The organism is Micromonospora sp. NPDC049240 (assembly GCF_040647835.1).
GTDB lineage: Bacteria > Actinomycetota > Actinomycetes > Mycobacteriales > Micromonosporaceae > Micromonospora.
Genome location: NZ_JBEZCX010000016.1, coordinates 109,333 through 132,341 on the forward strand (window position 1 = coordinate 109,333; position 23,009 = coordinate 132,341).

Genomic DNA, 23,009 nt, shown 5'->3' on the forward strand with positions numbered 1-23,009 from the left:
TACCGACCCGCTCCGACGGCCCTGCCGGACGGCCTTGACCGGTGGTCGTCGGCGGTACCGATTAATCTTGGATGCATGTCGAGCCCCGCCGAGCGGTACGCCGCGGCGCGCCGCCGGGCCGCGCAGGCCTCCGCCTTCCCGGCCCTGGACGAATTCTCCCGCGATCTCGGGTTCGACCTCGACGACTTCCAGCGGGAGGCGTGCGAGGCCCTGGAGCGGGGCAGCGGCGTGCTGGTCTGCGCGCCCACCGGCGCCGGCAAGACGGTGGTGGGCGAGTTCGCCGTGCACCTGGCGCTGCGCGGCACCCCTGGTGGTGACGGGCCGGCGGTGCGGCGCAAGTGCTTCTACACCACGCCGATCAAGGCGCTGTCCAACCAGAAGTACCACGACCTGGTCGACCGCTACGGCGTCGCGCAGGTCGGCCTGCTCACCGGCGACAACGCGATCAACGGGGACGCGCCCGTGGTGGTGATGACCACCGAGGTGCTGCGCAACATGCTCTACGCCGGCTCGGCCACGCTCGAGGGCCTCGCCTACGTGGTGATGGACGAGGTGCACTACCTGGCCGACCGGTTCCGGGGCGGCGTGTGGGAAGAGGTGATCATCCACCTGCCGGAGTCGGTGACCCTGGTCTCGCTGTCGGCCACCGTCTCCAACGCCGAGGAGTTCGCCGACTGGCTGGTCACCGTGCGCGGCGAGACCGCGGTGGTGGTCTCCGAGCACCGGCCGGTGCCGCTCTGGCAGCACATGCTGGTCGGCAAGCGCATGTTCGACCTGTTCCACGACGCCGACGCGGCCCGCAAGCACGACGTCCACCCCGAGCTGCTGCGTCACACCCGGGACACGGTGCGCCGGCTGGAACTGGGTGAGGGACGCAGCGCCGGCCCCGGCGGCGGGCGGCGTGGCCCCCGCTGGCGGGGCCCGATGCGCCCGGACATCGTCGACCGGCTCGACCGGGAAGGGCTGCTCCCGGCCATCCTGTTCATCTTCAGCCGGGCCGGCTGCGACGCCGCCGTGCAGCAGTGCCTCGCCGCCGGGCTGCGGCTGACCTCGCCCGACGAGCGCGCCGAGATCCGCCGCGTGGTCGAGTCCAAGGTCACCGCGATCCCGGGTGAGGACCTGTCCGTGCTGGGCTACTGGGAGTGGCTCGACGGGCTGGAGCGTGGGCTCGCCGCCCACCACGCCGGCATGCTGCCCGCGTTCAAGGAGGTCGTCGAGGAGCTGTTCGTCCGCGGCCTGGTCAAGGCCGTCTTCGCCACCGAGACGCTCGCGCTGGGCATCAACATGCCGGCCCGCTGCGTGGTGCTGGAGCGCCTGGTCAAGTTCAACGGTGAGGCCCACGTCGACCTCACCCCGGGGGAGTACACCCAGCTCACCGGCCGGGCCGGCCGGCGGGGCATCGACGTGGAGGGGCACGCGGTGGTGGTCTGGTCGCCGGAGACCGACCCCCGGCACGTGGCCGGCCTCGCCTCCACCCGCACCTATCCGCTGCGGTCCAGCTTCCGGCCGTCCTACAACATGGCCGTCAACCTGGTCGGCAGCGTCGGCGCGGCGCCCGCCCGGGAGCTGCTGGAGTCCTCGTTCGCCCAGTTCCAGGCGGACCGCTCGGTGGTCGGCCTGGCGCGGCAGGTGCAGCGCAACACCGAGACGATCGAGGCGTACGGCGCGGAGGCGACCTGCCATCAGGGCGACTTCGACGCGTACTTCGCGCTGCGGGTGGCGATCGCCGACCGGGAGCGGGCCATCGCCCGGCAGGGGCAGACCCAGCGCAAGGCGGCGGCCGTCGCGTCGCTGGAGCGGCTGCGGGTCGGTGACGTGATCCGGGTGCCGTCCGGGCGGCGGGCCGGCCTGGCCGTGGTCCTCGACCCGGCGACCGGTGGGTTCGGGGAGCCGCGCCCGCTGGTGCTCACCCAGGACCGCTGGGCCGGCCGGGTCAGCCCCGGCGACTTCACCACCCCGGCCGAGGTGCTCACCCGGATCCGGGTCCCGAAGCACTTCAACCACCGGTCCCCGGCGGCCCGGCGCGACCTGGCCGCCGCGGTCAGCGGCACCGGGCTGGACCGGCACGGCGGCCGGCGCGGCGGTCGGTCCCGCCAGGCGGTGGGGGAGGACCACCGGCTCAGCCAGCTCCGCGTCGAGCTGCGCGGGCATCCCTGCCACGCCTGCCCCGACCGGGAGGAGCACGCCCGCTGGGCGGAGCGCCGCCGCCGGTTGGAGCGCGACACCGAGGAGCTGCGGCAGCGGGTCAGCGGGCGGACGGGCTCCCTGGCCCGGACGTTCGACCGGATCGTGGCGCTGCTGACCGCGCGCGGCTACCTGGCCCCCGACGGTGAGGTCACCGACGCCGGCCGGATGCTGGCCCGGATCTGGACCGAGGCCGACCTGCTGGTCGCCGAGTGCCTGCGCCGCCGGGTGTGGGACGGGCTGTCCCCGGCCGAGCTGGCCGCCGCCGTGTCGGTGGTGGTCTTCGAGGCCCGGCGGGACGTCGACGAGCGGGCGTCGCTGCCGCGCGGCGCGGTCGGCGACGCGGTCGACGAGACGCTGAAGCTGTGGGGTGACATCGAGGCGGACGAGGCGGCCCGCGGCCTGGCCGTCACCCGCGAGCCGGATCTCGGCTTCGCCTGGCCGATCTACCGGTGGGCGCGCGGGGAGGCGTTGGCCAAGGTGCTCGCCAGCGGGCACCAGATCGACGGCGAGATGCCGGCCGGCGACTTCGTCCGGTGGGCCCGGCAGGTGGTCGACCTGCTCGGCCAGCTCGCCGACTCGGGCGGCGCGTCGACCGGGCTGCGGTCCACCGCGCGGCAGGCGATCTCGGCCGTGAACCGGGGCGTCCTGGCCTATCACGCCTCCGCCTGACGATCACTTTCGGTCACCGCCGGAAGGAAATCGACGCATCGCTGCGTCGTCGCGACGGCACCCCTCGAACATGAGGGGGCCGCCGTCATGCCTGGTCAGACGCTGCCGGATCATTGCCGGGGCGCGTCGGGTCACGCGTCGGCAGCGGATCGGGGGAAGGTCACCGTGGGCGAGATCAATCATTTCGAGTACGGGTGGATCACACCCGCGCTCAGCTACGCGCTGTCCGTGCTCGGCTCGGCGCTCGGACTGGTCTGCGCGGGGCGGATCCGGACCGCCACCGGCGCCGGCCAGCGGGCCTGGTGGGGTCTGCTCGCCGCCTGGGCGCTGGGCGGCACCGCCATCTGGGCGATGCACTTCATGGCCATGCTCGGCTTCGCGGTCACCGGCACCCGGATCCGCTACGACGTGCCGCTGACCGCCGCCAGCACGGTGATCGCGATGGGCGCGGTCGGCATCGGCCTGGCCGTCGTGGGCACCGGCCGGCTCACCGCGACCCGGCTGCTCGCCGGCGGCTTCTTCACCGGCGCCGGGGTGGCCGCCATGCACTACACCGGCATGGCGGCGATGCGGCTGGACGGCACGCTCGGCTACGACCCGCTGCGGGTGACGCTCTCCGTGGTGATCGCGCTGGTGGCCGCCACGGTGGCGCTCTGGCTGGCGATGACCGTCCGGCGCGGCGTCGCCATCATCGCCTCCGCGCTGGTCATGGGCATCGCCGTGAACGGCATGCACTTCACCGGCATGAGCGCGCTGTCGGTGCACCTGCACGAGGGCCGGGGCGTGGCCACCGGCGGCACCGAGGTCAGCGGCCTGCTGGTGCCGATCGTGCTCGCGGTGGTCTTCGGCGTGGTCGGGCTGGTCTACGCGTTGCTCGCCGCGCCGTCCGACGACGACCGGGCCGGTGCCGCGTACGTGGCGGCACGGCTGGACGGCGCGTCGCCGGTGGCCGAGGCCGAACCGGCGCCGGACCCGGTGGGCCTGCGCGCCCGGTCGGCACCGGCCTCCTCGACACCGCCCCCCGCGACGCCGGACCCGGTCGGCCTGCGGGCCCGGTCGACGCTGGCCCAGCCAGGCGCGCAGTTCCCCTCCCGCCGCAACACCGACCGACGCCCCTGACCTGCCCCCGCCCCCAGTGCCCGGGGCACTGATTGACGGAACGAGTGGCCATCCCGCTCGGAATGGCCACTCTTTCCGTCAAACAGCGTGGGGCGGGAGGGGTGGGTCAGGGGCGGGGGGTGGCGAGCGCGTCGACCAGGCGTCGGCAGGAGCCGGCCAGGTTCCAGCGCTGCGCCAGGTCGAGCAGTCGGTCCGGGTCGGCCGGGGCCGTCGGCAGCGTCGGGTCCAGCTCGGGCAGCGGCACGTCGGTGGCGACGCGGACCACCTTGGGCGCCACGGCCAGGTAGTCGCGGGCGGCGTCGAGCTTGCCGCGCAGGCCCGGCGCGAAGCCGGAAGCGGGATCGTCGAGCGCGGCCAGGATGCCGTCGAGGCCGCCGTAACGGTCGATCAACCGGGCGGCGGTCTTCTCACCCACCCCGGGAACGCCCGGCAGGCCGTCGCTCGGGTCGCCGCGCAGCGCGGCGAAGTCGGCGTACCGGTCGGCGGGCACGCCGTAGCGGGCCCGCACCGCGGCGTCGTCGCAGTCGTCCAGCTTGGCCACGCCCCGCCCGACGTAGAGCAGACGTGTCGGGTGGTCGTCGTCGACGAGCTGGAACAGGTCGCGGTCGCCGGAGACCACCTCGACCGGCCCCGGCTGGGTCACCGAGAGCGTGCCCAACACGTCGTCGGCCTCGTAGCCGGTCGCGCCGACCGCCGGGACGCCGAGCGCGTCGAGCACCTCGAGGATCATCGGCACCTGCGGGGAGAGCGTGTCCGGCACGACCTCGCCGCCCTGCGGCGCGACCCGGTGCGCCTTGTACGACGGCAGCAGCTCCACCCGCCAGGCCGGCCGCCAGTCGTGGTCCAGCGTGCAGATCATCCGGTCCGGCCGGCGGGTGCGCACCAGTTGGGCGAGCATGTCGAGGAAGCCGCGTACGGCGTTGACCGGCTGGCCGTCGCCCGTCTTCGCGGCCGACTCGGGAATGCCGAAGTAGGCGCGGAAGTAGAGGCTGGGGGAGTCGATCAGCAGGATCGGGGGTCGGTGTGCCACGCCGACCAGGGTGGCACAGCCCACCGACGAGGTGGGGGACGCACCCGTGGGCCGAAAACGGGCGGCCCGGCGAGCGCCGGTGCGCGCAGACTGGCCCGGTGAGCTTCGTACCCGGTCTGATCCTGGCCCGCCGGTTCCACGACGAGGTGGTGGCCCCGCTGCTGGCCCGCCGACTGCCCGGCCTGCGGTACGCCGCCGGCCTGCTCGACGGCGGCTCCGAGCTGTTCGGCCTCGACACGCCCCGCTCCACCGACCACGACTGGGGTCCGCGTACCCAGGTGTTCGTGGCGGACGCGGCGCGGGTGCCCGAGGTGCGTGCGGTGCTCGACGCGGAGCTGCCGGGGGAGTTCCTCGGCTGGCCGGCCCGGTTCGCCGGTGGCCCGACGGTCCGGCTCGGGGTGGTCCGGGCGGACGGTGACCGGCACGGGGTGAGCGTCGACGAGCTCGGGGCGTGGTTGCGGGACCGGCTGGGTGTCGATCCGCGGGCCGGCCTGACGGCGGCGGACTGGCTGGCCACGCCGACGCAGCGGCTCGCCGAGCTGACCGGGGGCGCGGTGTTCCACGACGGGCTGGACGGGGCGCTCACCGCCGTCCGCGCGCGGTTGGCGTGGTACCCGGACGACGTGTGGCGGCACGTGCTGCTGGCCGGCTGGCAGCGGGTGGCGCAGGCCGAGCACCTGGCCGGCCGGTGCGCCGAGGTCGGCGACGACCTGGGCAGCCGGATCGTCGTCGCCGGGCTGGCCCGCGACCTGATGCGCCTCGGCCTGGTGCTGCACCGCCGCTGGCCGCCGTACCCGAAGTGGCTCGGCACGGTCTTCGCCGGTCTGCCGGCGGCGGCGCCGGTCCGGGACGCGCTGGCGGTCGCGCTCGGGCCCGGCGACTGGCCGGCCCGGCAGGCCGGTCTGGTACGGGCCCTGGAGACGGTGGCGGCCTGGACCAACGACGCCGGGCTGGCCGCGCCCGTGGACCCGACCGCCCGTCCGTTCCACGACCGACCGTTCCTGGTGCTGCACGCGGGGCGGTTCGTCGAGGCGCTGCGCGCGGCGATCGACGACCCGGAGCTGCGCGGGCGGCCACCGGTCGGCGCGGTGGACCAGTACGTCGACAACGTCGACGTGCTCACCCACCCGGACCGGGTCCGGCGGGTCGCGGCGGCGGTGGCCGCGACCGGGTGAGGGCGCGACCGCTGCTTTGTTCCGGACTTTTCACAAGGTGCGAAAAAAGCAGGGGAAGTCGCTGCCGGGAATTGACATGCGCCACTGCGTGCGGGGATGGTCCACCGCACGGGCGGCCACCCTGGCACGCCCGTGCCCGTTCCCCGCACTCCACCCGTCCCGGAGCTGCCCATGTCACCCCTTCCGCCCGTCCGCCGCCGGCCGGTCCGCCGGCTGCTCGCCGCGCTGGCCGCGCTGCTCGCCGCCGGAGCGCTGACCGCCCCGGCGGGGCCGGCCCGCGCCGCCGACCCGCTGCTGTCCCAGGGCCGGCCCACCACCGCCTCCTCGACCGAGAACGCCGGCAGTCCGGCGTCCAACGCCACCGACGGCAACACCGGCACCCGCTGGTCCAGCGCGTTCGCCGATCCCCAGTGGATCCAGGTCGACCTCGGCGCGACCGCCACCGTCTCCCGGGTCAGCCTGACCTGGGAGGGGGCGTACGCGCGGGCATACCAGGTGCAGACCTCCACCGACGGCACCACCTGGACCACCGTGTTCAGCACCACGAACGGCGACGGCGGCACCGACGACCTGACGGTCAGCGGCACCGGCCGCTACGTGCGGATGTACGGCACCGCGCGGGCCACCGCCTACGGCTACTCGCTCTGGGAGTTCCAGGTCTACGGCACCACCGGCGGCGGCAGCGGCTGCGACACCGCGACGAACGCGGCCCAGGGCCGGCCGGCCACCGCCTCGTCGACCGAGAACGCCGGCACCCCCGCCTCGGCGGCGGTCGACGGCAACCCGGGCACCCGCTGGGCCAGCGCCGCCGCCGACCCGCAGTGGCTCCGGGTCGACCTGGGCAGCGTGCGCACCCTCTGCCGGGTGGTGCTGACCTGGGAGGCCGCGTACGCGCGGTCGTACCAGCTCCAGACCTCGACCGATGGCACCACCTGGACCTCGGTCTACGGCACCACCAGCGGCGACGGCGGCACCGACGCGGTGACCGTCAGCGGTTCCGGCCGCTACCTGCGGGTGTACGGCACGGCGCGGGCCACCGGCTACGGCTACTCGCTCTGGGAACTCGTCGTCAACACCACCGGCGGCGGCACCGTGCCCGGCGGCGGACCGCTCGGGCCCAACGTGCTCACGTTCGACCCGTCGATGTCCGCCGCCACCATCCAGACCCAGCTCGACGCCGTCTTCCGCACCCAGGAGTCGAACCAGTTCGGCACCGAGCGGTACGCGCTGATGTTCAAGCCGGGCGACTACTCCGGCATCAACGCGCAGATCGGCTTCTACACCTCGATCATGGGGCTCGGCCGGAACCCCGGTGACGTGCGCATCCACGGCGACGTCACGGTCGACGCCGGCTGGTTCGGCGGCAACGCCACCCAGAACTTCTGGCGCTCGGCGTCGAACATGCAGGTCTTCCCGTCGGCCGGGTTCACCCGCTGGGCGGTGTCGCAGGCCGCGCCGTTCCGCCGGATGGACATCCAGGGCGACCTGAACCTGGCCCCGAACGGCTACGGCTGGGCCAGCGGTGGCTACATCGCGGACAGCCGGGTGACCGGCGTGGTCCAGCCGTACTCCCAGCAGCAGTGGTACACCCGGGACAGCAACGTGGGCGGCTACCTCAACGCGGTCTGGAACGTGACCAACTCCGGCGTGGTCGGCGCGCCCGCGACCAGCTTCCCGAACCCGCCGTACACCACGCTGGCCCAGACCCCGGTCAGCCGCGACGTGCCCTACCTCTACCTCGACAGCGGCGGCGCGTACCAGGTGTTCGTGCCGTCCACCCGGACCAACGCGGTCGGCGCGTCCTGGCTGGGCGGCGCCACGCCCGGCACCTCGATCCCGCTGAGCCAGTTCTACGTGGCGAAGCCCGGTGACTCGGCGGCCACCATCAACACCGCGCTGGCCCAGGGGCTGAACCTGCTGTTCACGCCCGGCGTCTACGCCGTCGACCAGACCATCGCGGTCAACCGGCCCGGCACGGTCGTGCTCGGCATCGGCTACCCGACGCTGGTGCCGCAGAACGGCGTGGTGCCGATGACGGTCGCCGACGTCGACGGGGTCCGGCTCGCCGGGCTGCTGTTCGACGCCGGCGCGGTGAACTCGCCGGTGCTGTTGCAGGTCGGCCCCGCCGGCTCGGCGGCCCGCCACACCGCCGACCCCACCTCCGTGCAGGACGTGTTCTTCCGCATCGGCGGCGCGCACGCCGGAAAGGCGACCACCAGCCTGGTGGTCAACCAGGACGACGCGCTGATCGACCACATCTGGGCCTGGCGGGGCGACCACGGCACCGGCATCGGCTGGACGGTGAACACCGCCGACACCGGCCTGATCGTCAACGGCGACAACGTCACCGCGCTCGGGCTCTTCGTCGAGCACTACCAGAAGCACGAGGTGATCTGGAACGGCGAGAACGGGCGCACCATCTTCTTCCAGAACGAGCTGCCGTACGACCCGCCGAACGCCGCCGCCTGGACGAACGGTTCCCGGGTCGGGTACGCGGCGTTCAAGGTCGCCGACTCGGTCACGTCGTTCGAGGGCTGGGGGATGGGCAGCTACTGCTACTTCAACGTGGACCCGACCATCGCCGCCTACCACGCCTTCGAGGCCCCGACCCGGGCCGGTGTGCGGTTCCACGACCTGCTCACCGTCTCGCTGGGCGGTAACGGGTCGATCACCCACGTCATCAACGACACCGGTGGCCCGGCACAGGGCACGAACACCGTGCCGGTCAACGTGGTCAGCTATCCCTGACCGGACCCGGGGCGGCCGGCACGCGCCGGCCGCCCCTCCGGCTCGGGATCTCCGGCCGCCGCCGGCTCAGCGCGTCCGGGCGGGCGCCGGGTCGGCCGTCGCCGCGCGCTCGCCGGACGCGTCCACCCCCGCTGGGACGAGCGAGAGCGCCCGCGCGGCGGCGAAGCCGACCAGCGGGCGGTAGATCCGGACCGAGTCGGCGAGCGCGGAGAAGTGCGATCCCGAGTTGCCGGCGTGGTAGCGGGTGGCGATGTCGACCTGCTCGATCGGCAACCCGGCCCGGACGGCGTCCAGCAACACGTTCATCTCGTACTCGAAGCGGTCGCCGGGGACCGTGGTGAGCCGGTGCAGCAGCCCGGCCGGGTAGGCGCGCAGACCGGTCTGGGTGTCCCGCACGTCCCGGCCGGTGGCCAGCCGGAACGCGGCCCGGGTCGCGGCGTTGCCGAACCGGCTGCGGGCCGGGACCTCGCCGTCGAACCGGCGCACCCCCAGCGTCTGGGCGCCGGTGTCCCGCATCCGGTCGACCACCCGGACCACATCGGAGACCAGGTGCTGGCCGTCGGCGTCCACACAGACCACGTCGTCGCCCGGGCGGTGCGTCAGGGCGTACCGGAAACCGGTGCGCAGCACCACGCCCTTGCCCCGGTTGACCCGGCGGCGCAGCACGGTCGCGCCCCGGGCACGGGCGTCGGCGAGCACCGCGGCTGCGTCCGGGCCGCTGCCGTCGTCAACGACCAGCACGGACGCCCCGGGCAACGCGGCGGTCAGGTCGGTGACGAGCGGCGGCAGCCGGTCACCCGGCCGGTACACCGGCACCAGCACGATCACGGAACCTCCCGGGGTGGCGTCGTCCGCCGGCGCGGCCCGCCGGGTGGATCGACGAGCGTTCTACCCCGCGCGTCGGGCCGCGAATCCCCGCGTGCCGAGCAGCCGTTCCACCCGGTGGGCGGCGCGGGTCAGCCCACGTTCGCGGCGCAACAGCGCCTCCGGGGTACGCAGGCCCAGATAGCCGATCCGGCAGGCCACCCGGGCCGCCCGTTCACGTCCGGCCGGCACCGCGTCCGGGCCGGTCACCGGCACGTCCAGCAACTGCGCGCCGCGCAGCCCGAGCGCCCGCGCGGCGAGCAGCCGGATGCGGGGCAGGTGCCACGGATGGGAGACCAGCCCGAGCGGATGGGCGGGGGTGAACCCGGCCGCGCCGAGCAGTCCGTCCTGGACGGTGAGCGCGAGGTTCTGCAACGTGGTGCGGGAGCGTGTCTCGGCGTCCAGCCGGGCGTACGCGTCGAGGCCGGCGTCGCGGGCGAGCGCCCGCATCAGCTCACCCTCCCGGCAGCCCGCCGGCGGGTCCGGCGCCCCGGCCGGCCCGTGCGGCCAGCCGCCGGTGAACACCACCCGCGCGTCGGGCGCGGCCCGGAACTCGGCCGCGTGGGCACGGACGTACGCGACGGCGGCCCGGGTGCGGGCGACACCCTCGGCGGTGAGCCGGTAACCGTGGTCGTCGGCGACCACCCCCCGGCCGAAGACCAGCAGCACGGTCGCGGTCGGCGTCATGTGCTCACGCTACGGCCCGGGCGGGGGCGGGCCGGCGGCGGCCCGAAGGGGGGAGGGCCGCCGCCGGCCGCCCGGTCAGGAGGTGGGGAAGTTGTCCGGGGTACGGATCCGGTTGCGCAGGTACGCGCCGGACTCGGTCAGCACCGCCGTGCCGGTGAAGTTCCCCGCCGCGCAGGTGCCCGGCCGCAGCGCCGCGCTGCCCTCGGGCGCGTCCGAGAACGTCCAGTTGGCGTAGCTGATCTTCAGCCGGTCGAGCAGGTCGAGCCAGGCGTTGCTGCTGGCCGTGTCGACCGCGCCGTCACCGGTGTAGGTCACCGTGCCGAACTCGGTGACGAACAGCGGCAGCCGGGCGGCGGCCCGCTGCACCTCGTTGCGGTAGTTGTCCTTGTGCGACGCGGCGTAGAAGTGGAACGTGTACATGATGTTCTCCGCCCGGACCGGGTTGTTGACGATCTCGTCGGAGTTGCCGCCGTCGGACACGCCGAGCGAGGACCAGCCCCGGGTGCCGACGATGATCACGGCGTCCGGGTCGTTCGCCCGGATCACCGGGATGACCTGCTCGGCGTAGTTGCGGATGGTCGACCAGCTCACCCCGTTGGGCTCGTTGGTGATCTCGTAGATGACGTTCTTCTTGGCCGCGTTGCGCGCCGACACGTTGGCGAAGAACGTCTTGGCCCGGTCCAGGTTGTAGGTCGGGTCACCGGGCGTCAGCGTGTGGAAGTCGATGAGCGCGTACATGCCCCGGGCCTCGGCCTTGTCGACGAGCGTGTTCACCTGGTTGGTGAAGGCGGCCGGGTTCGTCTCGTAGCCCTGCTCCTGCACGTACATCGCGATGCGCAGCAGGTCGGCCTGCCAGTCGTCGGCGAGCGCGGTGAGCGAGGCGTCGGTGTAGCAGTTGGCGAACCACTGCAACCCGTGCGTGCTCATGCCGCGCAGTTGGATCGGGCGGCCGTACTGGTTGCAGAGGTTGACCCCGCAGACCCGCAACTGCCCGTTGATCGCGACCGGCGTGGTGCCGGTGGGCGGTGGCGGGGTGGTCGGCGGGGGAGTGGTCGGCGGCGGCGTGGTGGGCGGAGGGGTGCTCGTGCCGCCGGTGCAGACCGTGCCGTTGAGCGTGAACGAGGTCGGGTTCGGGTTCGACCCGGTCCACGAGCCGTTGAAGCCGACGGTGGTGCTGGCGCCGGTGCCGAGCGCGCCGTTGTAGTCCAGGCTGCGCGCGGTCACCGCGGCGCCGCTCTGCTGCCAGGTGGCCGACCAGCCCTGCACCACCCGCTGGCCGCCGTCGGGGAAGCTGAAGCCCAGCGTCCAGTTGCTCACCGGGTCGCCCAGGTTCTTCACGGTCACGTTTGCGGTGAAGCCGCCCTGCCAGGAGTTGGTGGTGTAGGTGACGGCGCAGCCGGTCGCCGCCATCGCGTCCGTCGTCGGCATGACGGCGGTCGCCGCCAGGGCGAGCGCGCCGACCGCGCCGCCGACGAGCAGATGCCGCCGGGACGGGCGGGAAGTCGAGAACATGCGGGAAGGTCCCATCTGGTGGGTGGTGATCGGACGATGCCCGTCGTCAACCTGCCCGGAAAGCCCGACGTGGCGGCCTGGGGAGCGCTCCCACGCAGAGGGTAGAGGCGTACGCCGATACGTGCAACCGGCGGATCAGCGCCGGGAGCGTCGCCCGCCGTACAGCCGCAGCGCGTTGCAGACGTCGAACACGCCGGGCACGTCCCAGGCCAGCTCGGCGGCGACCCGGCGGGTCTCCGGATCGGCGACCAGGCCGGCGAGGATGACCACCCGGTTCTGCACGGTGACCGTGATCTGCTGCCGCCGGGTGGTCCAGTCGGCACTGAGCCGCTGGGCGACCAGGGAGGCCAGCCGCACGTCCGCGCCGTCGGGGTCCGGCCCGTCGCCGGCGAACGGGAAATCGGGGTACGGCCAGGGCATCATCACTGCGGGAGGCTCCTTCTGCTCGCTCATGACCTCGGGTCGGGTGCGGCACCCGACGCCGGGACGCGGTCGTCGACGACGGAGAACACGCCGTCGAGCCGCATGGTGTGCAACACGGTCAGCACGAACCGCGACGGCGCCACCAGGCACAGCCGCCGCCCGTCCCGCCGGGCTTCCTGGTGCGCGCGGACCAGCAGGCCGAGGCCGACGGAGTCGATCACCTCCAGGCCGGCGAGGTCGACCAGCACCCGCTCGCCCCGGACGTGCCGGTCGGTCAGCGCCCGGCGTACCGCCTCGGCGGAGTCCGTCTCCGGCGCGGCCGGTTGCCCCCCGACCTGCTCCAGGTCGTCCAGGCCCAGCCCGTCGTCGGCGACCACCGCCCGGGCGCTGCACCGGGGGCAGTGGTGCGGTCCGGAGGCGAACGGGGAACCGACCCAGTCGTGCTCGAAGACCAGCGTCCACACCACCTCGGCGTCCGGCAGCGTGGCGCCCGTGCCGGTCACGCTGTCGCCGCAGGCGTCGCAGATCAGCATCATCAGGTGTTCCGCCGGTACGACCGTCACACCTCCTCCTTCCGCCGGGCCCCCGGGTCGGGCGGCGCGGACCGTTCCGCCCCGGGCCGGCCGGCGGCCAGCACCGCCAGGATGACGGCCAGGGCGGCGAAGCCGCACTGCACCAGCAGGGACACCAGCACGGCGCCGTCCGGCCGTCGGTCGACCAACCCGGTCACGATCGCGCCGAGCAGCGCGGCGGCCACCCCGAGCGCGAGGGTCAACCAGACCGGTACGGCCTTTCGCCCCGGGACGGCCAGACGTCCCAGCCCGCCCACCGCGAGTCCCACGACGAGCGCCCCGACGAGCGTGCTGACGGTCACCACTCCTCCTCAGCGCGGCGCGGACGAGACCCGGGCCCGGCCGCGTGCGGCCGGGCGGGGCGTGTCGACGATGGGGACGGTCGCGCCGAGCCCGGCGGTGGCCAGGATGCGCCGGATCCGGGGATGCGGGTTGGTCAACGTGAGAGTCCCGTCACGCCGGGTGAGTTGGTGGTGCACGTCCAGCAGCAGCGCGATGGCGGCGGCGTCCACGTGCCGGCACTCGGCCAGGTCGATCGTCACCGCGCGGGGGCGCAGCGCCAGGATCTGATCCAGCACGTGGGTGACCTCGGGCAGTCCGGCCAGGCCCAGTTCCTCGGTGATCTCCACCCGGACGTGCGGCACGGTGGGCTCCGGCGGGGAGGGCGGCAGGCTGGTGGTCATCAGATCGCTTCCGTGACGGGTTCCGGTCCGCTCCCACTCTGGGCGGTGACCGTGGAGGTCGCCGGACGGTTGGATGACGGTTCGATGACAAAAGCCACGAACGGCCGGCGCGATTGGGCGACCCGTGCTGGGCCGGTCATGATGCCCATATGACGGCCGTACTGGTGATCGAGGACGACGACCGTATCCGGCTCGCGCTCCAGCTCGCGCTGGAGGAGGAGGGCTACCAGGCCGACGGGGCGGCGACCGCGGAGGAAGGGCTGCGTCGGCAGCGGGAGAACCCGGCCGACTACGTGCTCGTCGACCTGATGCTGCCCGGCATCGACGGCTTCGACTGCATCCGACAGTTGCGCCGTGACGACGACGTCCCGGTCGTGGTGATCAGCGCCCGCGACGACACCCACGACATCGTCGCCGCGCTGGAGGCCGGCGCCGACGACTACGTGGTCAAGCCGGTCGCGATCAAGGAGCTGTCGGCCCGGCTGCGGGCGCTGCGCCGGCGGGCCCGGACCGTGGCCGGCCCCGCCCCCGCCCAGTTCTTCGGCGACCTGGAGATCAGCGCGGAGGCCGGCGAGGTGCGCCGCTCGGGTCACTCGGTGCCGGTGACCCGCACCGAGTTCCGGCTGCTCTGCGAGCTGGCCGAACACGCCGGTCGGGTGCTGTCCCGGCAGCAGTTGCTGAGCCGCGTCTGGGGCTACGAGACCGGTGACGAGCGGCTGGTCGACGTGCACGTGGGTCGGCTGCGGCAGAAGATCGAACCGGATCCGGCCAACCCCCGCCACCTGGTCACGCTCCGGGGCCTCGGCTACAAGCTGCAACGATGAGTCGACCCGGACTGCGCGCCCGGGTCACCGCCGCGTTCGCCGTCGGCGCCCTGCTGCTGGCCGCGCTGATGGCGCTCTTCTCGTACGACCTGACCCGTCGTTCGCTGCTCGACGAGCGTGAGCGCACCGCGGTCCGGGCCGCGTACTACGACGCCGCGGTGGTCCGGTCGGGGCTGGACACCGGTGCGCCGGACGTGGTGGCGGTGCTGCGCTCGCTGGACACCGGCAGCGCCCGGCGTCCGCTGCTGCACCTGCGCACCGGCTGGTACGCCCGCACCGCCGACGTGGGCGCCAGCTCGGTGCCGGCGGAACTGCAACGCGTGGTCGCCGACGGGCAGCCCGCCGTGCAGCGGATCCGCCTCGACGGGCAGCCGACGCTGCTGGTCGGCGTGCCGCTCCCGGGCGAGCTGGGTTACTACGAGCTGACCTCGCTGCGTGAGGTGGAGGACACGTTCCAGGTGGTCGGGCTGGCGCTGACCGCGGTGGCCATCATGATCGCCGGGGCCGGCGCGGCGCTGGGCTGGTACGCCACCCGTAACAGCCTCCGCCCGCTCACCGCGGTCGCCGACGCCGCCGAGCGGATCGCGGCCGGCGACTTCGCCACCCGACTGGACCCGACCACCGACCCGGATCTCACCCGCCTGTCCAGCTCGTTCAACGAGATGGTCGACAAGCTGGTGCAGCGGATCGACCGGGACCGGCGGTTCGCCGCCGACGTCAGCCACGAGCTGCGCTCCCCGCTCCAGACGCTGGCCGCGGCGGCGAGCGTGCTGAACCGTCGTAAGGAGCACCAGGACGAGCGCACCGCCACTGCGGCCGGCCTGGTCGCCGACGAGGTGGCCCGGTTCCAGCGGCTGGTCGACGATCTCATCCAGCTCGCCCGCACCGAGCAGCCCGCGCACCGGCAGACCGTCGACGTGGCCGAGCTGGCGCGGGCCGCCTGCCGGGAACGGTCGTTGCCGGAGAGCCTGGTGGAGGTGGCCGACGGGGTGCCGCACCAGTGGTGGATCGACCGCCGCCGGTTCGCCCAGGTCTTGCTGAACCTGCTGGAGAACGCCGAGCGGTACGGCGGCGGCCCGGTCGCGGTCCGCCTCGGCGCGGCGGACGGGGTGGGCGTCCTGGAGGTCGACGACGAGGGGCCGGGGGTGCCGCCGGCGGACCGGGAGGCCATCTTCGACCGGTTCGTCCGGGGTCGGGCCGCGCACGCCCGGGCCGGCACCGACGGTACCGGCCTCGGGCTGGCCCTGGTGGCCCAGCACGCCGCCGCGCACGGCGGCACGGCCACCGTGCTGGACCGGAAGCGGGGCGCCCGGTTCCGGGTCGAGCTGCCGGGAGCGGTCCGATGACGCGGCGCGTGGTTGCGGGTCGCGCCGCCGTCGGGCGTCCGACCGTTCGACGGCTGGTTCCGGCGCTGCTCGCGGTCGTGCTGCTGGCCGGCTGCGGCGTGCCGGTCGACGACGAGCCCCGGCTGGTGCAGCCGCCGCCCGGGCGGTTCCCGACGCCGGCGGGCACCACCATGGCCGACCCGGACGGGCGGGTGGACGAGCCGTTCTGCTTCGTACGCGACGACGGGCTGGCGGTGGTGACCCGCCGGGTGGACGGCCTGCCCGGGGTGGACGCCCACCTCCAACATCTGCTGGCCGGGCCGGACCAGACGGAGCGTGGGCGAGGGCTGGCCACCGCGTTGCCGGGCACGGTGACGGTGGCCGGCGCGGCGCTGGCCGGCACCGTCGCCACGGTCGACGTGCGGCAGGCCGGCGAGGAGACCGGCCGTAACGACGAGGTGCTCGCGTTCGGGCAGATCGTGTGCAGCCTGACCCAGCGACCGGACGTGGACAGCGTCGCGTTCCGCCGGGACGGCGAGCCGCTGGAGGTGCCCCGTGCCGACGGAAGCGTCTCGGCACTGCCGCTGACCGCCGCTGATTACCGTCCGCTGCTGCCGCGCTGATTTTTTGTCCACTTATGCGGCAAACATCCATCGTCCGTTCGGTTGATTTGCTGGTGAACTTTGGTCTAGTGTTGCTCCCACGACCGGTGTGGGGGTCCCACCCGTTCTTCGAGGACAGGAAGGGCAGCATGACCACGATGACCATGGCACCGTCCGCCACCGAGGTGCACCGCGCGCCGCAGACCGGTGAGGAGTCCCGTGCCAGCGAGCTGATCGCGGCGCTCGCCGAGCTGCCGGCGGACCACCCGAAGCGGGCCGCCCTGCGTAACCAGGTCATCGAGGCGTGGCTGCCGCTGGCCAACCACCTGGCCGCCCGCTACAGCGGTCGCGGCGAGCCGGCCGGTGACCTCGCGCAGACGGCCGCGCTGGGCCTGATCAAGGCGGTGGACCGGTTCGACGCCTCCCGCGGTGTCGACTTCGCCGGCTTCGCCATCCCGACCATCCTCGGCGAGATCAAGCGGCACTTCCGCGACCGCACCTGGAACATCCGGGTGCCGCGCCGCCTCCAGGAGCTGCGGCTGCGCATCTCCGAGGCGAACAGCTCGCTGACCCAGACGCTCAACCGGGCGCCGACCGTCGCCGACATCGCCACGCACCTCGGCGTCACCGAGGAAGAGGTCCTGGAGGGCCTGGAGGGCGCGCGCGCCTACAACGCGGTCTCGCTCTCGACCCCGATCGGCGACGGCGACAGCGCCACCGAGCTGGGCGACACGCTCGGCATCGACGACAACGAGTACGAGCTGGCCGACCTGCGCGCCTCGCTCGGCCCGGCGCTGGCCACGCTCGACGAGCGGGAGCAGAAGATCCTCACGCTCCGCTTCTACGGCAACCTGACCCAGAGCGAGATCGCCGCCAAGGTCGGTGTCTCCCAGATGCACGTGTCGCGGCTGCTCGCCCGCGCCCTGACCAAGCTGCGGGGCCAGCTCACCGAGGTTTGATCCACCGCGCTGATGCCGCCACCTCGCCGAGGTGGCGGCATCAGCGCGTGTCAGCGGCCGATCACCAGGTCGAGGGCGGGGGCGGCGGCACCACCGGGGGGCGGTCGTCGCAGGTGATGGTGTTGGGCAGCAGCCACGGGGCGAGCCATCCGCCGTCGTTGCCGCCGAGGTCGGTCACGGTGAACTCCGACCCGGCCGGGGTGAAGTGGAACGAGCCGCAGTTGTTGACCCCGACCGCGCCCACGTTGCGCGCGTCCACGCCGGCGAAGCTCGCGCCGCCGGCGGTCCGGGCGCTCACCACCGACGTGCCGGTGCCGTCGACCCGGACGTCGCGGAACACGACGCCGTCGATGCGGACCTGGTCCTTCACCGGCCAGTCGCTGACCAGCATGATCGCGTTGTAGGTGCTGTCCAGGTAGGCGTCGCCGGTCACCTGGATGTCGGCGTCGATGCTGCGGTCCAGCGCGTAGAACCAGATCGCGCCGAGGCCGATGTTCCAGTTCAGGTCGTAGGTGCCGGCCCGGACCGTGGTGTTGCCGGTGATCCGGATGCGGCCGGCGAACGGCTCGGCGCCGAACCGGGCGCCGACATGGATCGCGCTGCCCTCGCGTACCGGGTCGGCGACCAGGTTGTGCGCCACGGTCAGGTCGGCGCCGCCGTACAGCGCGATGCCGTTGGCCAGCACGGGGGACTGCACCGTGTTGTACGCGAACGTGTTGCCCGCGTTCGCGGTCCCTTCCGACCACATGGCCAGCGCGTCGTCGCCGCTGTTGCGGACCACCGAGTTGGTCACCGAGGAGTGCGTGACGCCGGTGTGGAAGTTGAGGCCGTCGGCGATCTGGTCGGCGATGACGGTGTTCGTGACACGCAGCCCGGTCATCGGCCCGTCGAACCACATGCCGACCTTGGTGTGGTGCAGGTAGAGGCCGTCGATCGTGCTGTGGTTGAGCGCGCCGCCGAGCGCGTTGACCTGGTCGGTGTCGATCCGCTCGCGGACGTCGCCCTCGACGGTGAAGCCGGAGAGGTGGACGTCGCGGCTGCCGCCGTCGGCGGCGTCGCGTCCGTAGAAGCCGACGCCGGTGTGCCGGGAGCCGTCCGGCGCCGGCGTGTCCAGGGCGACCTCGCGTCCCGTCACGACGGTGTACCAGCTTCCGGCGCCCACGATCGTCACGTCGTCGACGATCACGTGCCGGTTGACCTGGAACCGGCCCGGCGGCAGGTAGAGCGGACGGTCCACCCGCCGGGCGTACGCGACGGCCCGGTCGAACGCGTCGGCGGACTCCCGCCGCCCGGTCGGGTCGGCGCCGAAGGCGAGCACGTTGACCGCGCGGGGCACCACCCGGGGCGGGGCGATCAGGTGGGCGTCCAGCAGGTCGATCACCGTCCAGGCGGCGGCCGTCCCGGTCGGCGCGGTCAGTCGGACCACCTCGCCGGCCCGGTGGGTGCGCCCGAGCAGCAGTCGCTGCTCGTCGTAGAAGTGGTGCGGCCGGAACGGCTTGGCGATCACCGGGGCGGGTGTGGTGGCGGCCGGCACGCAGGAGCACTCGGTGATCCACCAGTCCGGGTGCAGCAGGTCGGCGTCGGGGTCGTTGGTGAACGGGTACTGGTTGTAGAGCCAGGCGTACGCCGAGGTGAGCCGCATCGTGCGGGCGGGCGCGCGCCCGACGTCGACCCGCAGCGGCGCGGTGATGCCGCCGCCGCCCGGCGCGTCCGGGATGCTGTACCGCACGGTCAGCGCGTTGGTGGCCCGGGGCAGCGTGAACTCGACGTGCTGGCCGGGGAGCAGGCGCACGGCGCGGCGGCCGGACGCCTCGCCGGCGAGCGTGTACGCGGAGCGGTCGGGGCCGATCACTGTGCCGGTGGTCCGCGCGTTCTCCGCCTCCTGCTCGACGTAGTCGACGGTGGCGCCGCGACCGGCGGTCAGCGCCGGGTCGAGGGCGGCCCGGGTCACCACCGGCGCCGGGTCGGGCGACCTGGTCGCGGCGGTGGCGGCACCCGGCGGTACGACGAGGGCGGCGGCGGTGACCGCCACCGCGAGAATTCTCGGCAGGGACGGGCGACGGCCCGACCTGCTCTCCACGCTCCGCTGCATCGGAGCACCCACTTTCGCGAGGAGGGACGGGGCCTCGGCGGAGGCGAGGGGTGCCCGCCGACAAGGTGCCTCATGTTATTCCTGGTACTTGTCGTGTTTCAAGCATGGAACTGCTCGGATCTTTCGAGGCAGCGACCGTGGCGGTTGACCGGCAGGATGCCGAGTCGCTGTTCATTTCTTGCAAGAATCTGACGTACGATGCCGCCGTGACGAAGCGCTTGACGGAAGTGGCCCGCAAGGCGGGCGTCAGCGAGGCGACCGTGAGCCGGGTGCTCAACGGTCGGGGTGGCGTGTCCGAGGCGACCCGGACGGCCGTGCTGACCGCCCTCGACGTGCTCGGCTACGAGCGCCCGACGAAGCTGCGCGGGGAGCGGGCCCGACTGGTCGGGCTGGTCCTGCCGGAACTCCAGAACCCGATCTTCCCGGCGCTGGCCGAGGTGGTCACCGGCTCCCTCGCCCAACGGGGCTTCACCCCGGCGCTCTGCGCCCGCACCATCGGTGGCGTGCCGGAGTCCGGCTACGTGGAGATGCTCCTCGACCACCAGGTCAGTGGCGTCATCTTCGCCGGCGGCTCGTACGCGCTCGCCGACGCCTCGCACGAGCACTACCGGCGGCTGACCGACCGGGGCCTGCCCGTGGTGCTGGTCAACGCCGGCGTCGAGGAGCTGGGTTTCCCGCGCGTGTCCACCGACGACGCGGTCGCGGTCGAGCAGGCGTACGGGCACCTGCGCTCGCTCGGGCACGAGCGGATCGGCCTGGTGCTGGGCCCGGAGGACCACGTGCCCTCGCGGCGCAAGCTGGACGCCATGGTCCGGGCCGCCGACTGGGGCGCGGAGCGCCGTTTCGTCGAGCGTTCCAGCTTCTCCATGGAGGGGGCGCGGGTCGCCGCCACCAAACTGATCGAGCGCGGGGTGACCGGCATCGTCTGCGCCAGCGACGTGCTGGCGCTCGGCACCATCCGGGCGGCCCGCCGGCTCGGCCGCGCGGTGCCGGCCGACGTGTCGGTGGTCGGCTTCGACGACTCCGCGTTCATGACCTGCACCGATCCGCCGCTGACCACGGTCCGGCAGCCGATCGAGACGATGGGACAGGCCGCGGTGGACCTGCTGGTCACCCAGATCGAGGGCGCCGGCGTCCTGCGCGACGAGCTGCTCTTCGAGCCCGAGCTGGTGGTGCGCGGCTCCACCGCCCCGGTACCCCGCAGAGGCGCTGCCTAGGCGTCGTTCCTGCCCCAGTTGCCGAGCGCGACGATCGCCTCGCGCAAGGCGAACCCGCGATCGGTCAGCGCATAGGCCCGGGTGTTGTGTCGAAGGGGCAGGCGGAGCAGCACGCCGGCCGCTTCGAGTTCGCGCAGGCGGGTCGCGAGCATGTTCGTCGGCACGCCGAGGTCGCGCTGCAGATCGCCGTAGCGTTGTGGCCCGTCGAGCAGCCGTTCCACGATGAGCAGGGCCCACCGTGCTCCGACGATGTCGAGGGCCGCGGCGAGGTCGCTCACGCGGTCGGATCGGCGTCCGTCTTCATCCAGAACGGTGAGTAGTGGTAGCCGTCGGGGTCGTCGAACTGGCGCTGGTACATGAAGGGGTAGTCGTCGGTGTCACCGATCCGCCCGCCGGCGGTGGCGGCGCGCTCGACGAGTTCGTCGACCGCCTCGCGGCTGCCCAGGTCGAACGAGACCGTGACCTTCGAGGGCGTCTGAACTCCGCCGACCAGCTCCTCGACTCCGCCGACGCTCGCGTACATCTCGCGGCTGCCGAGCATGACGTACTGCTCGGGGGCGATCGCGAAGCACGACACGTTGTGGTCGGACATCTCGGCGTTGAGGGCCCAGCCGAGGGCGGTGTAGAAGGCGGTCGCGCGCTCGACGCTCTCGACCGGGCAGGTGATGAAGAGGCTCATGGGGACCATGCTTGCAAAATGCAAGTAGCCCGTCAAGCGGCACGCGTCCCGCGCGGGGCTCGGCCTGCCCCGGGCTGTCGTCCCGATCATCCGTCATCAAGTCGTGTTCTTTCGTCATCACGTTGAAACCTTGCCGTTAAGAGTCGGCGTCGCTACATTGACTCCACTCACCGGGGGTCACCCACACCAGTGCAGGTCATCGATATAACCGTTCCCGAAGGGATGGACAGATGTCCGTACCGCAATATCGGAAGGTCGCGGCGGCGGCGCTCGCGGCCGGCCTCGGGCTCAGCCTCGCGGCGTGCTCCACCAAGAGCGACGACTCCGCCGACGCCGGCGGCAAGGTCACCATCACGGTCGACTGCCAGCCGGTCGGCGCGCAGAAGGAACTGCTGAAGAACTGGAACGACGACGTCGCCGAGTTCCAGCGGCAGAACCCGAACATCGTGGTCAAGAGCGTCAGCGTCGGCGAGCAGTGCAACAACCCGCCGGACTTCACCGCCCGCCTCGCCGGCGGCACCGTCACCGACGTCTTCTACGGCTACATGACCGACCTCCAGCAGGTGCTGGACTCCGGCCAGGCGATGGACATCACCGAGTACGCGACCAAGGACACGATCCCGACCTGGGACAGCGTGGACCCGGCGCTCAAGGAGGTCTTCACCGACGGCGGCAAGCTCTACGGCGTCCCGGTGAAGAACTACTCGATGGGCCTGATCTACAACAAGGCGCTGTTCCAGCGCGCCGGGCTCGACGCGGCCAACCCGCCGAAGACGTGGCCGGAGGTGCGGACCGCGGCCAAGAAGATCTCCGCGCTCGGCGGCGGCGTCGCGGGGTACTCGGAGTACAGCGCCGGCAACACCGGCGGCTGGCACTTCACCTCGCTGCTCTACTCGCAGGGCGGTCAGGTGCTGTCCGCCGACGGCAAGAAGGCCGACTTCAACAACCCGACGGGCAAGCAGGTCCTGCAGAACCTCAAGGACATGCGCTACGGCGACAACAGCATGGGCAGCCGGCAGCTTCTCCAGTGGGGTGACCTGCTCACCAACGCCGGGGCCGGCAAGGTCGGCATGTTCATCGGCGCGCCGGACGCCACCCAGGCGATCGTCAGCCAGTTCCAGGGCAAGTACCAGGACTGGGCGATGGGCCCGCTGCCCGGCCAGGACGGGCCGGCCAAGGCGACGCTCGGCGGCGGCGAGGGCTACTTCTTCAAGAAGGGCCTGAGCCCGGAGCAGGTCAAGGCCGGTCTGAAGTGGATCGCCTACCAGAAGCTCACGCCCGGCAAGGGCCAGTTCGACTACGTCCGGGCCAAGCCGCAGAACTACCCGGTGGGCCTGCCCCAGCCGCTGCTGTTCACCAACGGCAGCGACGCGCAGAAGCAGGAACTGGACCTCCGCAAGGCCAACGCCAACGTGGACACCACCAACTTCACGGCCTTCGAGGCGAACCCGGTGCCGATCAAGGGGGAGCCGCGCAACGCCCAGGCCATCTACGCGGTGCTCGACGCCGCGATGTCCGGGGTGCTGACCAACCCGAACGCGAACATCGACGCCCTGCTCAAGACCGCCGAGGACAAGGTCAACCAGCTCCTCGCCGCCGGTAGCTGACCCGACCGGGGTGGGGGCCGGCCGCACCGGCCCCC

General features: G+C 73.1%; 21 protein-coding genes. 10 read left to right on the forward strand and 11 right to left on the reverse strand.

Annotation, left to right across the window (positions count from 1 at the left end):
• The first annotated feature begins 75 nt into the window (after positions 1-75).
• Together AB0B02_RS24025 and AB0B02_RS24030 are read left to right on the forward strand one after the other, a co-directional pair.
• Complete coding sequence (locus AB0B02_RS24025) at positions 76-2,856, forward strand: DEAD/DEAH box helicase (RefSeq protein WP_281940785.1); 2,781 nt, start codon at positions 76-78, stop codon at positions 2,854-2,856.
• Between the two features lie 165 nt (positions 2,857-3,021).
• A complete protein-coding gene (locus AB0B02_RS24030; protein WP_357303653.1) occupies positions 3,022-3,975 on the forward strand; it encodes an MHYT domain-containing protein in 954 nt (317 codons plus the stop codon).
• A gap of 106 nt (positions 3,976-4,081) precedes the next feature.
• Here the strand turns inward: AB0B02_RS24030 and AB0B02_RS24035 are convergent, their stop codons facing one another.
• Positions 4,082-5,005, reverse strand: a complete 924-nt coding sequence (locus tag AB0B02_RS24035) for a 5'-3' exonuclease (RefSeq protein ID WP_357303656.1) — start codon at positions 5,003-5,005, stop codon at positions 4,082-4,084.
• A 98-nt stretch (positions 5,006-5,103) separates the two neighbouring features.
• Here AB0B02_RS24035 and AB0B02_RS24040 point away from each other — a divergent pair, with 98 nt between their 5' ends.
• Positions 5,104-6,180 (forward strand): DUF4037 domain-containing protein, encoded by a 1,077-nt coding sequence (locus AB0B02_RS24040; RefSeq protein WP_357303659.1) that lies wholly within the window; start codon positions 5,104-5,106, stop codon positions 6,178-6,180.
• Between the two features lie 171 nt (positions 6,181-6,351).
• Positions 6,352-8,928: a discoidin domain-containing protein gene (locus AB0B02_RS24045; RefSeq protein ID WP_281940790.1), complete on the forward strand. Its 2,577-nt coding sequence runs from the start codon at positions 6,352-6,354 to the stop codon at positions 8,926-8,928.
• A 66-nt stretch (positions 8,929-8,994) separates the two neighbouring features.
• Here AB0B02_RS24045 and AB0B02_RS24050 read toward each other — a convergent pair whose 3' ends face one another.
• The 7 genes from AB0B02_RS24050 to AB0B02_RS24080 all read right to left on the reverse strand — a co-directional run bounded on the left by AB0B02_RS24050 (position 8,995) and on the right by AB0B02_RS24080 (position 13,669).
• Complete coding sequence (locus AB0B02_RS24050) at positions 8,995-9,756, reverse strand: glycosyltransferase family 2 protein (RefSeq protein WP_281940791.1); 762 nt, start codon at positions 9,754-9,756, stop codon at positions 8,995-8,997.
• A gap of 60 nt (positions 9,757-9,816) precedes the next feature.
• A complete protein-coding gene (locus AB0B02_RS24055; protein ID WP_281940793.1) occupies positions 9,817-10,479 on the reverse strand; it encodes a YdcF family protein in 663 nt (220 codons plus the stop codon).
• Positions 10,480-10,554: 75 nt separating this feature from the next.
• Positions 10,555-11,991 (reverse strand): cellulase family glycosylhydrolase, encoded by a 1,437-nt coding sequence (locus AB0B02_RS24060; protein ID WP_281940794.1) that lies wholly within the window; start codon positions 11,989-11,991, stop codon positions 10,555-10,557.
• Positions 11,992-12,126: 135 nt separating this feature from the next.
• The gene (locus tag AB0B02_RS24065; RefSeq protein ID WP_357303753.1) at positions 12,127-12,417 is read right to left on the reverse strand and encodes a BON domain-containing protein; all 291 of its coding nucleotides are present in this window, start codon (positions 12,415-12,417) and stop codon (positions 12,127-12,129) included.
• A gap of 23 nt (positions 12,418-12,440) precedes the next feature.
• Positions 12,441-12,977 (reverse strand): STAS domain-containing protein, encoded by a 537-nt coding sequence (locus AB0B02_RS24070; protein ID WP_281940796.1) that lies wholly within the window; start codon positions 12,975-12,977, stop codon positions 12,441-12,443.
• Positions 12,974-13,288: a hypothetical protein gene (locus tag AB0B02_RS24075; protein ID WP_281940797.1), complete on the reverse strand. Its 315-nt coding sequence runs from the start codon at positions 13,286-13,288 to the stop codon at positions 12,974-12,976. The genes AB0B02_RS24070 and AB0B02_RS24075 overlap by 4 nt, the downstream gene beginning before the upstream one ends.
• Positions 13,289-13,297: 9 nt before the next feature.
• A complete protein-coding gene (locus AB0B02_RS24080; RefSeq protein WP_281940799.1) occupies positions 13,298-13,669 on the reverse strand; it encodes an STAS domain-containing protein in 372 nt (123 codons plus the stop codon).
• Between the two features lie 149 nt (positions 13,670-13,818).
• On the opposite strand from AB0B02_RS24080, the gene AB0B02_RS24085 reads away from it, so the two are divergent.
• From AB0B02_RS24085 to AB0B02_RS24100, 4 genes are all read left to right on the forward strand, one after another.
• Positions 13,819-14,493: a response regulator transcription factor gene (locus AB0B02_RS24085; RefSeq protein ID WP_357303666.1), complete on the forward strand. Its 675-nt coding sequence runs from the start codon at positions 13,819-13,821 to the stop codon at positions 14,491-14,493.
• The gene (locus AB0B02_RS24090) at positions 14,490-15,839 is read left to right on the forward strand and encodes a HAMP domain-containing sensor histidine kinase (RefSeq protein WP_357303670.1); all 1,350 of its coding nucleotides are present in this window, start codon (positions 14,490-14,492) and stop codon (positions 15,837-15,839) included. The genes AB0B02_RS24085 and AB0B02_RS24090 overlap by 4 nt, the downstream gene beginning before the upstream one ends.
• A complete protein-coding gene (locus AB0B02_RS24095) occupies positions 15,836-16,441 on the forward strand; it encodes a GerMN domain-containing protein (RefSeq protein WP_357303673.1) in 606 nt (201 codons plus the stop codon). Before AB0B02_RS24090 ends, AB0B02_RS24095 begins: the two co-directional genes overlap by 4 nt.
• A 128-nt stretch (positions 16,442-16,569) precedes the next feature.
• Complete coding sequence (locus AB0B02_RS24100) at positions 16,570-17,379, forward strand: SigB/SigF/SigG family RNA polymerase sigma factor (protein ID WP_357303677.1); 810 nt, start codon at positions 16,570-16,572, stop codon at positions 17,377-17,379.
• A 61-nt stretch (positions 17,380-17,440) separates the two neighbouring features.
• On the opposite strand, the gene AB0B02_RS24105 is transcribed toward AB0B02_RS24100, so the two are convergent.
• Positions 17,441-19,459 (reverse strand): glycosyl hydrolase family 28-related protein, encoded by a 2,019-nt coding sequence (locus tag AB0B02_RS24105; protein ID WP_357303680.1) that lies wholly within the window; start codon positions 19,457-19,459, stop codon positions 17,441-17,443.
• A 218-nt stretch (positions 19,460-19,677) separates the two neighbouring features.
• Here AB0B02_RS24105 and AB0B02_RS24110 point away from each other — a divergent pair, with 218 nt between their 5' ends.
• Positions 19,678-20,688 (forward strand): LacI family DNA-binding transcriptional regulator, encoded by a 1,011-nt coding sequence (locus AB0B02_RS24110; RefSeq protein WP_281940809.1) that lies wholly within the window; start codon positions 19,678-19,680, stop codon positions 20,686-20,688.
• Here AB0B02_RS24110 and AB0B02_RS24115 read toward each other — a convergent pair.
• Both AB0B02_RS24115 and AB0B02_RS24120 read right to left on the reverse strand, forming a co-directional pair.
• Positions 20,685-20,966, reverse strand: coding sequence for a helix-turn-helix domain-containing protein (locus AB0B02_RS24115; protein ID WP_357303683.1), 282 nt, complete (start codon positions 20,964-20,966; stop codon positions 20,685-20,687). The genes AB0B02_RS24110 and AB0B02_RS24115 overlap by 4 nt on opposite strands.
• Complete coding sequence (locus AB0B02_RS24120) at positions 20,963-21,367, reverse strand: VOC family protein (RefSeq protein ID WP_357303686.1); 405 nt, start codon at positions 21,365-21,367, stop codon at positions 20,963-20,965. Before AB0B02_RS24120 ends, AB0B02_RS24115 begins: the two co-directional genes overlap by 4 nt.
• A 230-nt stretch (positions 21,368-21,597) precedes the next feature.
• Between AB0B02_RS24120 and AB0B02_RS24125 the strand changes: the two genes are divergently transcribed.
• Positions 21,598-22,974, forward strand: coding sequence for a sugar ABC transporter substrate-binding protein (locus AB0B02_RS24125; RefSeq protein ID WP_357303689.1), 1,377 nt, complete (start codon positions 21,598-21,600; stop codon positions 22,972-22,974).
• The last annotated feature ends 35 nt before the right edge of the window (positions 22,975-23,009 follow it).

What these genes read in the sequence shown, in the direction of transcription:
- AB0B02_RS24045 (WP_281940790.1), top strand. Translation starts at nt 6,352, where the DNA reads ATGTCACCCCTTCCGCCCGTCCGCCGCCGGCCGGTCCGCCGGCTGCTC.
- AB0B02_RS24025 (WP_281940785.1), top strand. Translation starts at nt 76, where the DNA reads ATGTCGAGCCCCGCCGAGCGGTACGCCGCGGCGCGCCGCCGGGCCGCG.
- AB0B02_RS24080 (WP_281940799.1), bottom strand. Translation starts at nt 13,669, where the DNA reads ATGACCACCAGCCTGCCGCCCTCCCCGCCGGAGCCCACCGTGCCGCAC.
- AB0B02_RS24085 (WP_357303666.1), top strand. Translation starts at nt 13,819, where the DNA reads ATGACGGCCGTACTGGTGATCGAGGACGACGACCGTATCCGGCTCGCG.
- AB0B02_RS24100 (WP_357303677.1), top strand. Translation starts at nt 16,570, where the DNA reads ATGACCACGATGACCATGGCACCGTCCGCCACCGAGGTGCACCGCGCG.
- AB0B02_RS24095 (WP_357303673.1), top strand. Translation starts at nt 15,836, where the DNA reads ATGACGCGGCGCGTGGTTGCGGGTCGCGCCGCCGTCGGGCGTCCGACC.
- AB0B02_RS24120 (WP_357303686.1), bottom strand. Translation starts at nt 21,367, where the DNA reads ATGAGCCTCTTCATCACCTGCCCGGTCGAGAGCGTCGAGCGCGCGACC.
- AB0B02_RS24055 (WP_281940793.1), bottom strand. Translation starts at nt 10,479, where the DNA reads ATGACGCCGACCGCGACCGTGCTGCTGGTCTTCGGCCGGGGGGTGGTC.
- AB0B02_RS24125 (WP_357303689.1), top strand. Translation starts at nt 21,598, where the DNA reads ATGTCCGTACCGCAATATCGGAAGGTCGCGGCGGCGGCGCTCGCGGCC.
- AB0B02_RS24090 (WP_357303670.1), top strand. Translation starts at nt 14,490, where the DNA reads ATGAGTCGACCCGGACTGCGCGCCCGGGTCACCGCCGCGTTCGCCGTC.
- AB0B02_RS24060 (WP_281940794.1), bottom strand. Translation starts at nt 11,991, where the DNA reads ATGTTCTCGACTTCCCGCCCGTCCCGGCGGCATCTGCTCGTCGGCGGC.